This window comes from Algoriphagus sp. oki45, from assembly GCF_036245605.1.
Lineage (GTDB): Bacteria > Bacteroidota > Bacteroidia > Cytophagales > Cyclobacteriaceae > Algoriphagus.
On the sequence record NZ_BTPC01000006.1, the window covers coordinates 73,926 to 89,064 of the forward strand.

12 protein-coding genes are annotated in these 15,139 nt (G+C 41.4%); 6 read left to right on the forward strand and 6 right to left on the reverse strand.

Annotated features, from left to right (window positions below; all coding sequences use genetic code 11):
* Positions 1 to 4: 4 nt before the first annotated feature.
* Together hpt and AAA942_RS19760 are read right to left on the reverse strand one after the other, a co-directional pair.
* Positions 5 to 541: a hypoxanthine phosphoribosyltransferase gene (hpt, locus tag AAA942_RS19755; RefSeq protein WP_338222033.1), complete on the reverse strand. Its 537-nt coding sequence runs from the start codon at positions 539 to 541 to the stop codon at positions 5 to 7.
* Between the two features lie 9 nt (positions 542 to 550).
* Entirely contained in the window at positions 551 to 1,459 is a 909-nt protein-coding gene (locus AAA942_RS19760) for an aminopeptidase (protein WP_338222034.1), read from the reverse strand.
* A gap of 176 nt (positions 1,460 to 1,635) precedes the next feature.
* Between AAA942_RS19760 and AAA942_RS19765 the strand changes: the two genes are divergently transcribed.
* The 3 genes from AAA942_RS19765 (at position 1,636) to AAA942_RS19775 (ending at position 4,712) form a co-directional block, all read left to right on the forward strand.
* Complete coding sequence (locus tag AAA942_RS19765; RefSeq protein WP_338222035.1) at positions 1,636 to 2,922, forward strand: OmpA family protein; 1,287 nt, start codon at positions 1,636 to 1,638, stop codon at positions 2,920 to 2,922.
* 206 nt (positions 2,923 to 3,128) lie between these two features.
* Positions 3,129 to 3,767: a uracil phosphoribosyltransferase gene (gene upp / locus AAA942_RS19770; protein ID WP_338222036.1), complete on the forward strand. Its 639-nt coding sequence runs from the start codon at positions 3,129 to 3,131 to the stop codon at positions 3,765 to 3,767.
* Between the two features lie 3 nt (positions 3,768 to 3,770).
* Positions 3,771 to 4,712: a calcium/sodium antiporter gene (locus AAA942_RS19775; RefSeq protein ID WP_338222037.1), complete on the forward strand. Its 942-nt coding sequence runs from the start codon at positions 3,771 to 3,773 to the stop codon at positions 4,710 to 4,712.
* A gap of 443 nt (positions 4,713 to 5,155) precedes the next feature.
* Here AAA942_RS19775 and sdaAA read toward each other — a convergent pair whose 3' ends face one another.
* Entirely contained in the window at positions 5,156 to 6,064 is a 909-nt protein-coding gene (gene sdaAA, locus AAA942_RS19780; protein WP_338222038.1) for an L-serine ammonia-lyase, iron-sulfur-dependent, subunit alpha, read from the reverse strand.
* A gap of 209 nt (positions 6,065 to 6,273) precedes the next feature.
* On the opposite strand from sdaAA, the gene AAA942_RS19785 reads away from it, so the two are divergent.
* Entirely contained in the window at positions 6,274 to 7,002 is a 729-nt protein-coding gene (locus AAA942_RS19785) for a hypothetical protein (protein ID WP_338222039.1), read from the forward strand.
* A gap of 48 nt (positions 7,003 to 7,050) precedes the next feature.
* Positions 7,051 to 7,929 (forward strand): lipoyl synthase, encoded by an 879-nt coding sequence (lipA, locus tag AAA942_RS19790; protein ID WP_338222040.1) that lies wholly within the window; start codon positions 7,051 to 7,053, stop codon positions 7,927 to 7,929.
* 122 nt (positions 7,930 to 8,051) lie between these two features.
* Here the strand turns inward: lipA and gcvP are convergent, their stop codons facing one another.
* Complete coding sequence (gcvP, locus tag AAA942_RS19795) at positions 8,052 to 10,946, reverse strand: aminomethyl-transferring glycine dehydrogenase (protein ID WP_338222041.1); 2,895 nt, start codon at positions 10,944 to 10,946, stop codon at positions 8,052 to 8,054.
* A 187-nt stretch (positions 10,947 to 11,133) separates the two neighbouring features.
* Here gcvP and AAA942_RS19800 point away from each other — a divergent pair, with 187 nt between their 5' ends.
* Positions 11,134 to 12,630 carry a M28 family metallopeptidase gene (locus AAA942_RS19800; RefSeq protein WP_338222042.1) on the forward strand — a complete coding sequence of 499 codons (1,497 nt, stop codon included), beginning with the start codon at positions 11,134 to 11,136 and terminating at the stop codon, positions 12,628 to 12,630.
* Positions 12,631 to 12,664: 34 nt separating this feature from the next.
* Here AAA942_RS19800 and AAA942_RS19805 read toward each other — a convergent pair whose 3' ends face one another.
* Together AAA942_RS19805 and AAA942_RS19810 are read right to left on the reverse strand one after the other, a co-directional pair.
* Positions 12,665 to 13,810, reverse strand: coding sequence for an alpha/beta fold hydrolase (locus AAA942_RS19805; RefSeq protein WP_338222043.1), 1,146 nt, complete (start codon positions 13,808 to 13,810; stop codon positions 12,665 to 12,667).
* A 3-nt stretch (positions 13,811 to 13,813) separates the two neighbouring features.
* Positions 13,814 to 14,926 carry a DUF4221 family protein gene (locus AAA942_RS19810; protein ID WP_338222044.1) on the reverse strand — a complete coding sequence of 371 codons (1,113 nt, stop codon included), beginning with the start codon at positions 14,924 to 14,926 and terminating at the stop codon, positions 13,814 to 13,816.
* Between the last annotated feature and the right edge of the window lie 213 nt (positions 14,927 to 15,139).

The following is a 15,139-nucleotide window of genomic DNA, read 5'->3' on the forward strand; positions in this document are numbered from 1 at the left end:
AAAATTAACTTAAACTGAGTTGATAAAGGTCTGGCAAATTCCTGCCAAAACCATCGTAATCCAAGCCAAAGCCGACGACAAATTTATTGGGAATTTCAAAACCCACATAATCCAGCGGGTAATTAAACCGAAAAGCATCCTTTTTAAAAAGCAAAGTGGCAACAGCTAATCTTTTGGGTTGACGCTTTTGCAGATCTTCCAAAAGAAAATCCATGCTTACTCCGGTATCCACAATATCCTCCACAATCAGGACACTTTTTCCAGCTATCTCGGAGGAAAGCCCTAACACCGACCGAATATTTCCTGTGGATTCCATCCCGCTGTAAGAAGAAATTCTCAAAAATTCACATTTGATAGGAAGATCGATCGACCTGACTAAATCAGCCATAACTATAAAAGAGCCATTAAGCACTCCCAAAACCACCAAATCTTCTCCTTGGAAATCTCTGCTTATTTCTTCTCCCAGCTCTTGTAGCCGCGCTTGTATTCGTTCATGGGTTAAGAACAATTCGAAATCCCGGTCATTTATCCTTCTTTTCATAGAATGTGGTTACAATTCTTTCATTAAATACTGATACATGGAAATCATGGAATCCAAGTCTGCCAAAGAAACTTTTTCATCTGGAGAATGGACATGATCTTCCGCTGCTCCAATAAAACACCAATCAATTGCATAAGGAGAAAATTGAACCTCACGTCCATCACTCCCTCCATATGCCTCTACTTCCAGCTGAAAAGGAATTTGACTTTTCTCTGCCAAAGCAAGAATACGATCCAAAAACTTCCTTCTTGGTATAAATTTATCTCTTAACGAAATTACCACCCCTTCATGGTGATGAATTCCTTCAGTAATCCAAGTGATATCCGAAATCAAGGCCTGTTTGATCGGAGCAGTTTCTTGAATAAACTTAAGCAGAAAAGGGACACTGCCCCCGCCATGTTCTTCATAGGTCGAAAAAACAATCCAACCATTTTCTAGATTTTCACAAAGCCGAAAAGCATTATAGACCCCTAACTTATTATCCAAATAAGCAGCTTGAATAAAATGAGAGTCCATGCGGACGTTTTGTTCAAAAGATAGACGAGTTCCACGCTCAATAGCACGGGGAAAATCATAAAACATGGCGTCTTCTGTGCCACTCAGTTTACACCTGATTTCTCCCAATCGATCTTTTCCCACCAAAATAGTCCCCTCAATAAACTCAGGCCCTCCAATCGGAATTAGCTGATTGTTGTATCTGACCATAAATCCTATCGTATCGACATGGGCAAAAACTGCGGTCCTGGGGCATCCAAATTTTAATAAGACGGCGTCATGAAATTTTTCACCAGAAAATATTTCGGGACAAACCTTCCAGCTACCCATCCGTTGTAGTATTTGTTTTAAAAGCCATTCTGAAACCAAGGATTCATCTCCGGATACCCCAGATAGGCCAAGTAGGTCTTTTAAAAATTCCATATTGGCATTAAATATGTTGTATTATGAGAATATTTGCGGATAATTGGAGGGATATTTAATTTGGTATAATTGAGATTTAAATATTTCATCTAGATTTGCAATAAGTTAAAAGTTTATAAATTTGTCCCTGCATCCATCAATCACTTAAATAAAAACTGAACAAAAAATTTTTTCTCATGAAAAAACTCATACTCTCAACAATTATGGCTGGAGCAATGGCAATCACTGCCAATGCCCAGGAATTCAACAAATTCTCTCTTGAAGTAGGTGGAGGTTTCAACAAACCTATGGCACCTCTCAATAGAAACTTCTTGTCTCCTACCCTCAATCTTGGACATATTGAGTTTGGGGCTAGATACATGTTCAATGAAAAGTTTGGTATGAAGCTGGACTACGGATTTGGCTCTGTGCGTGAAGCTCAAGGTGGTGATTCTCAAAGCTTACCATTTAACACCAAATATTTCAGACTAAATCTCCAAGGTGTTGCAAACATCGGGAGAGTGATGAATTTCGAATCATTCACGAGAAAGTTTGGATTACTATTGCATACTGGTGCAGGTATTGGACTAGTAAATCCAGAAGAAAATCAATTCAATGACTTCGATGATAATGTTTACACATTAATCTTCGGAATCACTCCACAATTCAAAATCAGTGAGCGAGTTGCTTTAGTTGGTGATATCTCTACCATCCTAAACGGCCGTCAAACTGTAACTTGGGATGGTGCGGAAGCAATCAGACCTGACATCAGCAACGGTTTCTACGGAGCTAATGGTACTTGGTGGACTGGAACTCTTGGTCTGAACTTCTACCTTGGTAAAGCAGAACAACATGCTGACTGGTTTATTGCAGCAGACAAGTATGCAACCAAAGAAGAATTGGCTACCCAAATCAATGGAATCAAGGATATGTTGAAAGATTCTGATGGAGACGGTGTTCCTGATTACCTGGATAAAGAGCCTAATACTCCAGCTGGTGCTAGAGTTAATGCAGCAGGAATGACCTTGGATTCTGACGGTGATGGTACTCCTGACCATTTGGATAAGTGTCCATTCCTTCCTGGCCCAGCTTCTACTAACGGATGCCCAGTTGAAGAGATCCGTGAAGAAATTGATTACATGAGGAAAGCCATTCAAGATGGATATGTAAATGTTTACTATGCTTTTGATAGCGACAAACCACTAGGATACTCAGTAAGTGCTGCACAATATGTTTCTAACTTCCTTAAGAGAAACCCTGGCATAAATGTGGAAGTTAAAGGTTATGCTGACGAATTGGGTCCAGAGGATTACAACATGAAGTTGTCTGAAAGGAGAGCAAAAGCAGTTTATGACTTGCTAGTCGCTTCTGGTGTGGATGCTTCAAGATTGTCCTTCAAAGGTTATGGAGAGGACACCAGCGTAGACAAAGCTTCAGCCGATGCTCGTCAAATGGCAAGAAGAGCAAGCTTCGAAATCAAATAATTAGGACGAACCAAATAGAAAAGCCTGACTTTCGAGTCAGGCTTTTTTTTTCACATCAGATGGAGACTTCTTTAACTGAAAATCCCTACCACTAATTTTTATCTTCCATAATAAAAACAATAATCTATCGGATTTTTTGCCCAAAAGATTTTTGACAGCACAATTTTAAAAAGTCAAGACGGGTTTTTTCTCGTAAATTAGCCCCCATGTTTAAATTAACCGATACCCCTTCTATTGCAAATCGGTTTCTCACCGAACTTAGGGATCTTGAGATTCAAAAAGACAGTCTGAGGTTTAGAAAAAATCTGGAACGTCTAGGTGAAATTTTGGCTTACGAAATTTCTAAAACGTTCCAATTCTCAAAAAAAACCATTCAAACTCCACTGTCTTCAGCGATTAGCCTGATACCTGACGAAAAGCCTGTAATTTTTGCTGTTTTAAGAGCATCACTACCTTTTTACCAAGGATTTCTGAATTTTTTTGACAACGCAGAAAGTGGTTTTATCGGCGCATTTAGAGAAGAAGGCAACGATATTAAAATTAACTTAGGCTATCATGCATCCCCTTCACTGGAAGGGAAAACCGTAATATTGGCAGATCCTATGCTGGCCACAGGAAAATCTTTCTTAAAATCTATAGAAACAATTCTTCAGCATGGCACTCCAGAAATCATTCATATTGCAGCGGTTATTGCAGCACCTGAAGGAATCCAGTTTCTGAAAGAAAACCTTTCTCTACCCTATTCGCTATGGATTGGCGCCATAGATGAAAAACTTAACTCCAAATCCTATATAGTCCCAGGCCTAGGTGACGCTGGAGACTTGGCTTTTGGACCAAAACTTTAATCCATGACCCCCTATTTATTCCTGATCTTAGGACTTGCTATCTTATTGCTAGGCGGAAAATTTCTCGTTGACGGTGCTTCATCAGTTGCTCTCAAACTTGGCCTTTCTGCAGGCCTAATTGGTCTGACCATTGTCTCATTTGGTACATCTGCTCCTGAACTCCTAGTGAGCATAAATGCTGCACTAAAGGGTAACGCTGACATTTCGATTGGCAATGTCGTTGGCTCTAATATTGCAAACATTGGACTTGTATTGGGACTGAGTGGTCTATTTTATCCCATTTTGATTTCCCGCCAACACCTGAGATTTGATTATACCTTGATGATGATTGTCACGGTAGTTTTTTATTTGCTAAGCCTAAACAGTCAAATTGGGCTTTGGGAAGGCATTTTACTTTTTGGGAGTTTTATCGCTTTCAACGCCTATCTTTTTCGGAATCTTGGCTCAGGAATCAAAGAAGGAGTGAAAGAAGCCGATGAAGAATTGGAAGAAGTAAAAAGCTATTCTTGGCTGGCATCTGTGGGGCTTTTTCTGGCAGGCATTGTAGGGCTTTATTTCGGCTCTGAGCTTTTGGTAGAAAATGCAGTCCTAATTTCACGGGAATTCGGCATCTCAGAAAGAGTAATCGGGGTGACTGTAATCGCCATTGGGACAAGCTTACCTGAATTGATTACTTCCATCCTTGCGGCCCTTTCCAAAAAAACAGACTTGGCTTTGGGAAATATCCTGGGCAGTAATATTCTCAATATCCTATCGATTATTGGTCTTACAGCCATTATCAAGCCTATCGGAGTCTCAGATGCATTTCTGAGTTCCGATTTTCTTTGGATGATTGGATTCTCAGCCATTCTTTTCCCATTGATGAAAACCAAAATGAAGATTTCCTACTTTGAAGGGTTGATTTTATTGGCTTGCTACATAGCCTACATCTTCTTTTTGATATGAGTGAAGCTCTGATTACATTTTTTGGAATTTATATACTGAGTCTCTTCAAATTTATCAGTGGCCCAGTTTTGGGGTATGCAGCTGGTTATTCCTTTTTTGAAACTGTATTTGTCACTATAGCTGGAATGATGACCAGCGTGTTCATCTTCACTTTCATAGGAACAGAGATAAAAAAATTGGTTGAAAAACACTTTATAAAAAAGCGACCAACATTCAGTAAGCGATCCAGAAGGATTGTTCAGGTATGGCAAAAATCAGGAATTATCGGAATTGCCTTTTTGACCCCACTCCTACTTACCCCGATTGGAGGCACATTGATATTGGTTTCCTTTGGCACCCAAAAAAGGAAGATTTTTCTCTATATGTTCATCAGTGGGCTATTTTGGGCTTGCTTTTTTAGCTTAACCATAGAACAGATTCTGGGAATTCCTTTTTTTCAGAACTTAATCGGGTAAGGTTTGGTCCGGAAGGATTTCAATATCCTGAATCAGAATTCGCTGCGAAATCTCCTGACCAGTCAATGTAGCAGCAAGTCCACCTAAAGCCGTCTCCTTATATCTGCTTTCCATGGAAGCTCCAATCTCTCCCATGGCTTCTATACATTCATCCACTGGAATCACCGAACTCACACTGGCCAACGCTATCTGAGCCGAACTAAATGCAATAGAGGCAGCGCTTGCATTGCGCACCACGCATGGCACCTCTACCAAGCCTGCCACCGGATCACATACCAATCCCAACATGCATTGAATTGTAACAGCGACCGCATTGAAAATCTGATCAGTAGTACCGCCTAAGCAATAAACTATGGCTCCTGCAGCCATGGCAGCAGCTGAACCGGTCTCAGCCTGGCATCCCCCGACGGCACCTGCCAAGCTCGCTTTTTCCTCAATTATCAAAGCTATTCCTGCCCCGATCAAGAGTCCCTCTACAATCTTTTCATCACTCAATCTGTGGATTTCCTGAAGAGTTACCAGTGTACCTGGAAGAATCCCTGATGCACCAGCCGTAGGGGCAGCGACTACCCTACCCATGCAGGAATTCACCTCTTTGGCAGCCAATGCCCTGGAAATCAACTGCTTAAACTCTGGAGACAATACCGCCAAGGGATGATTGAATACCTTTTTTGCCCCATTGGCAATCATCCCCGATCGGGAGGTCATATCTTCAGTCAGCCCGGTATTCACTGCCTCCTTCATGACCGTATATGCTTCCGCAAGTCCAGATTTGATTCTTTCTTCAGAAGAATTCTTTTGCTCAATCTCATATTCCATGACAGATTGGACCAAAGAGACCTGCCTTTCTTCACAATAGCTTTTCCAGCCCTTAAAACTTTCGAATAAATAGCACATCGTGGATCGATTTATTTGGGTTTAATATTCTTTTCTTCAAATATCGGTTTTAATCCTATGATGGAGGTGATTTGAAAACTTTTCTTCACTTTTTGAAAAAGAAGAATCAATTGTCCCATCAAAAGCAATCTTTTAATCCTCGAGTTAAACTCTTACTTTTAATTTCGAGTTAAATACCTCTAAAACGTAGGCAAAATCCGCGAGAACAAATGCGAAAACTCCCTATCCTCCTTTTTATCTTTTCCTTACTGAACTTAAATGCGGCCAATGCCCAAAGAGATGACGTGGGAAACTATGAATACGACAAGGAATATCTTTTTGGTTTGAATAAAAACACCAACGGAGGACTGATTGGAGGATTTGTTTTTAAAGCCGGCACTCGGATAGATGACAGTCAATTTTCCTTTTGGGGAGTGGAGCTATCTAATGTGAAGAATCAAAAAGAAACCCGATACAATACCGTATTGGGCAATAGTTATATTTTCGGAAAATCCAATTACCTCTACGCAATCAGACCGCACTATGGACGAGAGGTGATCTTATTTAAAAAAGCACCCAATCAGGGAGTTCAGGTTTCCGCTTTGGCGGCGGTAGGTCCCAGCTTGGGGCTGATCGCTCCCTATTACATCGAATATGCTTTGAATCGACTGGAAACAGTAACTGAGCAATACGACCCTGAAGTCCACCAAAGTAGATTTAACATTTTAGGAACCGGGCGACTTTTCCAAGGTCTTGGAGAATCTGAATTAGCCATTGGAGCCCATGTCAAGGCTGCTTTGATGTTTGAATTTGGAGTATTCCGAAGTAGTGCCACCGGATTGGAACTGGGCTACATGCTTGAGGGTTATAGCAAAGAAATCCCACTGATTCCGACTGCTGAAAACAATCAGATTTTCCAATCTGCCTACTTCACCTTTTATTACGGATTCAGGAAGTGATTGGCATTTGTGATGTCCTGAATTACCTTTGTACCAAATTTCCCTGACATGATTGAATTACCTGTAATTTCCGAGGAAGCAACTAAAAGAAAAAAGCCGGATTGGTTGAGAGTTAAGCTTCCCGTAGGAAAGGAATATGCAAAAGTCCGAAAACTAGTAGATCAGCATAAGCTGCATACCATCTGTGAGAGTGGCAACTGTCCTAATATGGGTGAATGCTGGGGTGCGGGCACTGCCACATTTATGATTTTGGGTAATGTGTGTACCCGATCCTGCTCTTTCTGCGCAGTGGCCACTGGCCGACCTAATGAATATGACACTGACGAGCCGAGAAGAGTCGCTGAAGCCATCCAATTGATGGGTGTAAAACATGCAGTAATCACATCGGTAAACCGTGATGAACTCAAAGATCGGGGAGCTGAGATTTGGTATCAAACCGTGGTATTGACCAAGGAATTGTCTCCTGCTACGACCATTGAAACACTCATTCCTGATGTAAAAGGAAATTGGGATGCCCTTTACAGGATGATCGAAGGAGGTCAGGAAGTAGTTTCCCATAATATGGAAACCGTAGGCCGACTTTATAGAATGGTCAGACCCCAAGCCAAATACGACCGCTCTCTCGAGCAAATCAAACTCACCAAAGCCTACGGAAAAAGAACCAAGACAGGAATTATGCTTGGCTTAGGCGAGACCAAAGAAGAAGTCTACAAAGCCATGGATGACTTGGTAGAAAACGGATGTGATATTCTCACGCTAGGTCAATACCTACAGCCTACCAAAAGACATATCGAAGTAGCAGAATTCATTCACCCAGATCTGTTTGCTCATTACAAAGAAGAAGGGCTAAGAAGAGGACTAAAGTACGTAGAGTCCGGTCCACTTGTCCGATCCTCCTACCATGCAGAGCGGCATGTTCATGTATAAAAAATCAAAAAGCACATCAAATGATGTGCTTTTTGATTTGTCTTCGAGCGTAATTCTTAGATAATTCAGAAAGCCTAAACAAAAAAAGAGCTGACTCTCAGGTCAGCTCTTTTTGTTTTTCTTTATGCCAAAGCCGATTCGCTTGCATATTCCTCCACCGGAATACAGCTACAAACAAGATTTCGGTCTCCGTAGGCTGAATCAATTCGGCGGACAGTGGGCCAAAATTTATTCTCCTTTACATAGCTCAGTGGGAACACCGCCTTTTCTCTTGAATAAGGAAGGTTCCAGTCACCTGCCAATACCATAGTGGCTGTATGAGGCGCATTTTTCAGTACGTTATTTTCTTTGTCTGCTTCTCCTCTTTCGATTTCTCGAATTTCCTCCCGGATAGATACCAAGGCATCACAGAATTTGTCCAACTCAGCTTTGGTCTCAGATTCAGTTGGCTCGATCATCATGGTACCTGCCACAGGGAAAGAAACCGTAGGTGCATGGAAGCCATAGTCCATCAATCGCTTGGCAATATCCTCTACCTCTACTCCAAATTCTTTAAAGCTTCTGCAGTCGATGATCATTTCGTGTGCAGCACGTCCTTTAGTTCCGGTATAAAGAATCGGATAATGTCCATCCAATCTTTCCTTAATGTAGTTGGCATTCAAAATCGCCATTTTAGTAGCATTGGTCAGTCCATCTCCTCCCATCATCGCGATATAAGCATAGGAAATAGGCAAAATACTCGCACTACCATAAGGAGCAGCCGAAATGGACGATACAGCTTGTGTTCCTCCGGTTTTTACCAATGGATTTCCCGGTAGGAATGGAGCCAAATGAGATGCTACGCAAATCGGTCCCATACCAGGGCCTCCGCCTCCATGAGGAATACAGAAGGTCTTGTGCAAATTCAGGTGACATACATCGGCGCCAATTCTACCTGGAGAAGTCAATCCTACCTGAGCATTCATATTTGCTCCATCCATGTATACCTGACCTCCGAATTCATGAATCGTGGCGCAGATCTCCTGAATGGCTTCCTCAAATACCCCGTGAGTGGAAGGATAAGTCACCATCAAGGCTGAAAGGTCGTTTGCATGAGCAGCTGCCTTTTCCTTTAGGTCAGCCAAGTCGATATTTCCTTTTTCGTCACATTTCACCAACACGACTTTCATCCCTGCCATGACAGCGGAAGCAGGGTTGGTTCCATGAGCAGAGGTAGGAATCAAAGCAACATTTCTATGGCCTTCTCCTCTGCTGATATGATACGCCCGGATCACCATCAATCCTGCATACTCGCCTTGCGCACCGGAATTAGGCTGCAAGGAGGTATCTGCAAAACCTGTGATCTCGGTCAACCAAGTTCTAAGATTGGTGAAAAGCTCCTGATAGCCCAAAGTCTGATCCATAGGAGCAAATGGGTGAATCTGACCAAACTCAGGCCAGGTAACCGGAATCATTTCCGCAGTTGCATTCAACTTCATGGTACATGATCCCAAGGAAATCATGGAATGAACCAAGGAAAGATCTTTTGCCTCCAGTCTCTTGATGTATCTGAGCATCTCGTGCTCTGAGTGGTAACTATTGAAGACCGGATGAGTCAGGTATTCTGACTTTCTGACCAAAGCTTCGGGTAGCTCCAGGCTCAGGTTGCTCACCATTTCGTCCAGATTCAGGGTATGCTTCCCTTCTTCTGTAGCAAAGACATTAACGATAGTCTTCACATCTTCCAAAGTCTTGGTTTCGTCGAAAGAGATGAAAACAGAATCGGCCTCATAGCGGAAGTTCATCTTTTCTCCCAAAGCCAATCCTCTTACTCTTTCGATAGACACCTCATTCATTTTCACTTCTATGGTGTCAAAGAAATTCTGCTCGCCTACCTGCAGACCCACTTGCTTCAGCGCTTGAGCAGTGATTTTTGCCAAACCGTGAGTTCGTAAAGCAATGTCTTTCAAACCTTTTGGACCATGATAGACTGCGTAGAAGGAGGACATCACTGCCAAAAGCACCTGTGCGGTACAAATATTGGAAGTGGCTTTTTCTCTCTTGATGTGTTGCTCCCGAGTCTGAAGGGCCATTCTGTAGGCCTTATTTCCAGCCTTATCGATGGATACCCCAATGATTCTTCCCGGGATTTGTCGCTTAAATTCATCCTTGGTAGCAAAGAATCCTGCATGAGGACCTCCATAGCCCATAGGTACGCCGAATCGCTGAGCAGAACCCACCACCACATCTGCACCCATCTCGCCGGGAGGAGTAAGTAGGGTCAAGGCCAAAAGATCAGAAGCAAAAGCGGTCAATACCTTGTTTTCTTTAGCTGCTGCTACGATAGCAGAGTAATCTCTTACCGAACCGGTTGCATCCGGGTATTGGAAAAGGATTCCATAAAGCTCAGGATCGGTGACATCCAACTGATCAATGGATCTGAAGACCAGCTCAATTCCGATAGGTTCCGCTCTGGTTTCCAAGAGCGCTTTGGTCTGAGGAAAAATCTTCTCGTCTACAAAAAACTTATTTGCTGTCTTTTTCTCTCTTGGCTTCACTGCATGCAGCATAGTCATCGCTTCTGCGGCTGCGGTACCTTCATCCAAAAGAGAGGCATTGGCGAGTTCCATCCCAGTCAGTTCGCTCACTACAGTCTGGAAATTAATCAATGCTTCCAATCTTCCCTGGGCGATTTCCGCCTGATAAGGAGTATAGGCAGTATACCAGCCCGGATTTTCCAACACATTCCTTAGGATCACACCAGGAACGAAGGTGTCATAATAGCCCAATCCGATAAAGGATTTGAACACTTTGTTTTTGGAAGCCAGCTTTTTGAAATCCCGCAGGAAGTCTGATTCTAGCTTGGCTTTTGGGAGGTCCAAGGGACGCTCCAACTGGATGGATTCAGGGACAGTCTGATTGATTAATTCCTCAAGGGATGAGGCCCCGATTTTTTCCAACATCTCTGCGATCTCTGCCTCGGTCGGGCCATTGTGTCTGCTCTCAAACTTGACAGCATTGGTAAGATTAATCTTCATAAAGAACGGTAGGATTTTTTCTATTTGGGTCTGGAAACTTCCTGATTTTATGGGTGCAAAGGTACCATTTCTTCAAAGAAAATGAATTTGGCTTTTGCTAAATATTTCCATGAAAACCAGAGGAATTGATAAACGGTTTATTTGTCGCTTAAAAAAATCAATAGCTTAGCACCCTAAACTGAATCTTATGAAGAAAAAATGGTTTTTAAGCGCGAATCTGGCGCTTGCAATGGCTTTTTCAGCCTTTGGACAAAATCCCGTACAAGTAAAATATGCCAATACCATCACGGCAGAAGATCTAAGAGAATACCTGACCTACTTGGCATCCGACGAAATGAAAGGCCGTGATACCGGCTCTGAGGAAGGAAAAATTGCCGCTAACTATCTGGCTGATTTTTACAAAAATCTGGGGCTCACCGGCCCTGCCGATGGCAGCTACTTTCAGTCAGTTCCTTTGGTGAGCAATGCCTTCACCAAAGTGACCCTGCAGGTGGGGAAAAATAAATTGGTGGAAAATGAAGATTTCGTTTTCACCGGAGATGGAAACATGGCCAAAGCTGCCAAGGGAGAATTGGTATTCCTGGGGCTGGTGACTGACGAAAATCTTGCAAAAGTAGATGTCAAAGGCAAGCTAGTCGGCCTTTGGGCAGTAGGCGTGAGAAGCAATGACCTGATCACCAAAGTCATGGATGCTGGTGCAGCCGGCATCGTGATCGTGACCATGGAAGGACAGGCCAACTTTGACCGCATTGCCAATCGATACAAGACTCTTGCAGGCAGAGGACGAATCGGTTTCGATCAAGAAATCAAGCAGAGACCTGTTTTCATGGTAAGTTCTGACAAGATGGCTGAGCTTTTTGCCACTCCTGTAGAAACCCTGAAAGAAGCCGCCAAATCCAATCCGGAATCCATCGCTTCACAAAAAGCCACCTATCAGGTAGTCAAAACCAAAACCCCGGTAGAAGCAGTGAATGTGATGGGCTTCTTGGAAGGGACTGATAAAAAAGAGGAGGTATTGGTGATTTCCTCCCACTATGACCACGTGGGCGTAAGCTCCACAGGGGAAGTTTTCAATGGTGCAGATGATGATGGCTCGGGAACTGTCTCTGTCATGGAAATTGCAGAGGCTTTTGCCATCGCTGCCAAAGAGGGAAACAGACCGAGAAGAAGCATCCTGTTTTTGAATGTAACCGGTGAAGAAAAAGGTCTTTTGGGATCGCAGTACTATTCAGAAAATCCCATTTTCCCGATAGCAAACACCGTCAATAACATCAATATTGACATGGTGGGCCGTATCGACTACGAATACCAAAATGCTGAAAACAAAGATTATGTGTACGTGATCGGTTCGGAGATGCTTTCTTCACATCTGAAGAAAATCAACGAATACAACAACATCACCTACACCAATCTGATTTTGGATTACCGTTACGATGCAGAAGATGACCCTAACCGATTCTACTACAGATCAGACCATTACAATTTTGCAAAGTTTGATATTCCGGTCATCTTTTTCTTCAATGGAGTACATGATGACTACCATCAGGTGACGGATACCGTGGATAAGATCGAATTCCCACTGATGACCAAAAGAGCCCAGCTAATCTTCCACACAGCTTGGGATTTGGCAAACCGAGAGCAAAGAACTCCTGTGGATGGCACAAATACCAGAGGTGAACGATAAGAAAAATGGCCCCAAAAATTTGGGGCCATCTTTCTTATCCTATAGGAATATTGTTGTAATTCTTCCCAAGAAAAAGAAGGTTTAAATCAATTAAAATCTGATAAGATCGGACTTTTTGCTGGAAATCATTTTTCAAAAATGCCAAAAGCAAAATATAGAATTCTTCTGTCTTCCGAACTTTCTCCAAAGAATGCCCATCCCGAAACATGACCAAAGTACTTTCAGGAAAAAACTCAGCAAGGACATCGACCACTTTAGGATTAATCAAAAGATCATAAGCACTGCCGAGTAGTATTACCTGACCTTTGAAGCTTAGCCCTACATCATAATTAGTACCAATCAAGGGAAATTTCTTTTGGGAATAAATGTTCCAAATTGGCTCACTTTTTTCTTTCAAAAAACTGGCAACAGGGAAATCTGTATTGGGTTTTGACCTTAGTTCTATAGAATGCTCAAAAGATCGCACTGCAAGTGAGAAAGGAAATTTCACCTCCACTGAATTCATAGTGTCTTCTTTGAAGGCCTTCATCGACGAATTGATCAAACTATCTCTCAAAGAGGGATCTGAATTAAAGAAATCAAAAGAAGATCTGTAGGCGAATTCAAAGAATTCACATTTCGTCAAAGCAGTAGGCTGATTTTGAAAGTAATTTGAAAAATTCCAAAAACTTAGATTCGTCTGAATATCCATCAAAAAGGGATTGATTAAAATCAATTTTTCCACACTTTGTGAATAGGACGACAAATAATGCATCATAATCCCTGCGGAAGAAGAATACCCAATAAGAATCACTTTCTTTTTGCCAAGGATTTTTTTGCGGATTATTTCAATGTCTTGAGATACTTGATTTTGATTCAACCATCGATAGATTTTTTCCCAGTCCTCCTGCGAATTTTCTTGAATGAAATTTTGAAGATCTTCTGAAAAATGTCTTCCTGAGATCCTAACCCAGTTGAATTCTGTTTTGACAGATTCACTTAAATCCAACTTCAAAAAACCATCATCAACCGGATCATCCAACGTAAAGACCGTCTCCCTTTCTGGATCAAATTCATTTTCAAAATGATAGGAAATCAGAATTTTCCTGCTTTCAGGATCTGAATGATCCAAGGGAACAAGAATACTTTCGGCGACAGGATTAAGAAAAAGGCCAAAAATCAAACCAATAGCCTCAATCATTTTCTACTCAGGATTTTGATCAAATTGAAATACATGAAAGACTAAAAAATCTTCTGAAACTCTTTCGTTGCGCGGATGGGCATAATTCAGGTACAACCCATTTTCATTAACAAACCAATTATTGATTTGATAGGTGTAATTGGGAAGGTCAAATGTTGAAAGTAAGGACAGATCGGAATCAAAAACGCTAATTGAAATTTTCTTTTCAGTAAAGCCAGATTCGGGAAGTAAAGGATCAGGCGCACCCCAAGTTCCTCGATAAATCAAATTTCGGTAGTTGTCGGGTATTGGGGTCAAAAAATGCGGATTATCGATTGCATGTTGATCAATATTTTCCAAATCAATCAATTCTGGAATGAACTTGCCTTCATGAGAAAGGCCTGACGAAACCAATTGATTTTTGCTATCAAAGGAGAATAGACTTGACTCATATTGAAAATTATAAACCATTTGATCCTCCATGAACCCTTGAAAACCCAAATAGGTGATAAAACCTACATTTCCTCCTGCTTTTTTATAATGATCCGTATGGGTAATCGGAAGTGCTTTCACTTCCAATGTCTCAATATTCAACGAAGCAATTAATGGGAGATTGGCTCTCTCTTGAAGACTCACACCGTGGTGGATAAGAGAAAAGTAAATCAGCTTTTCTTTTTCCCGATAAGAGAGTTTGAAATAAAAGTTACATACTGGTTCTCCTAGTTTTTTATCTGAAAAAAGACTGTATAAGTCTATTGAGTTAATTTTTATACCCTTTTCATTAAATAGATGCAACTTCCCTCTTTCGTACATAAAAATGGAATCTGAATTATGCCAGAAAATAGATGAAACTTCTCCAACCCCATTTGGTCCTTCATAAAATAGATTTTCAGATTTTATGACTTTTGAATTATCTAAATCAAAATAATCCAAAGAATGCTTAACTCTATTATATGCAACTAGCCTATTATTGTCATTTTCAGAATAATTACTGAAAACTTGATATGAATTGAGTTGATCTAATGAAATTGGAATAATTAAACTTTTGACATCTGGAATTAACTCATTATCAATTGATTTACTATTACAGGAAGTAAAAATCAAAATTAAAATTTTGTAAAAAAGATGTTTTTTCATAAGAATTGTAAAAAGGGCTGGAGAACTCCAGCCCGTAATTTCAACAAGATTTCATTTTATCACAAGTTTGACTTGTGAGTGCCCCACTAAAATCGCAACCACTCATACTCATGGTAGTTGAGCACCAAACTCTTGTACAATGAATTTCTTCTCCTAAAACAGTCATGGAACACCCTGAACCTGGAAGTTCAAGATCTTGAGCATTACCTTGAC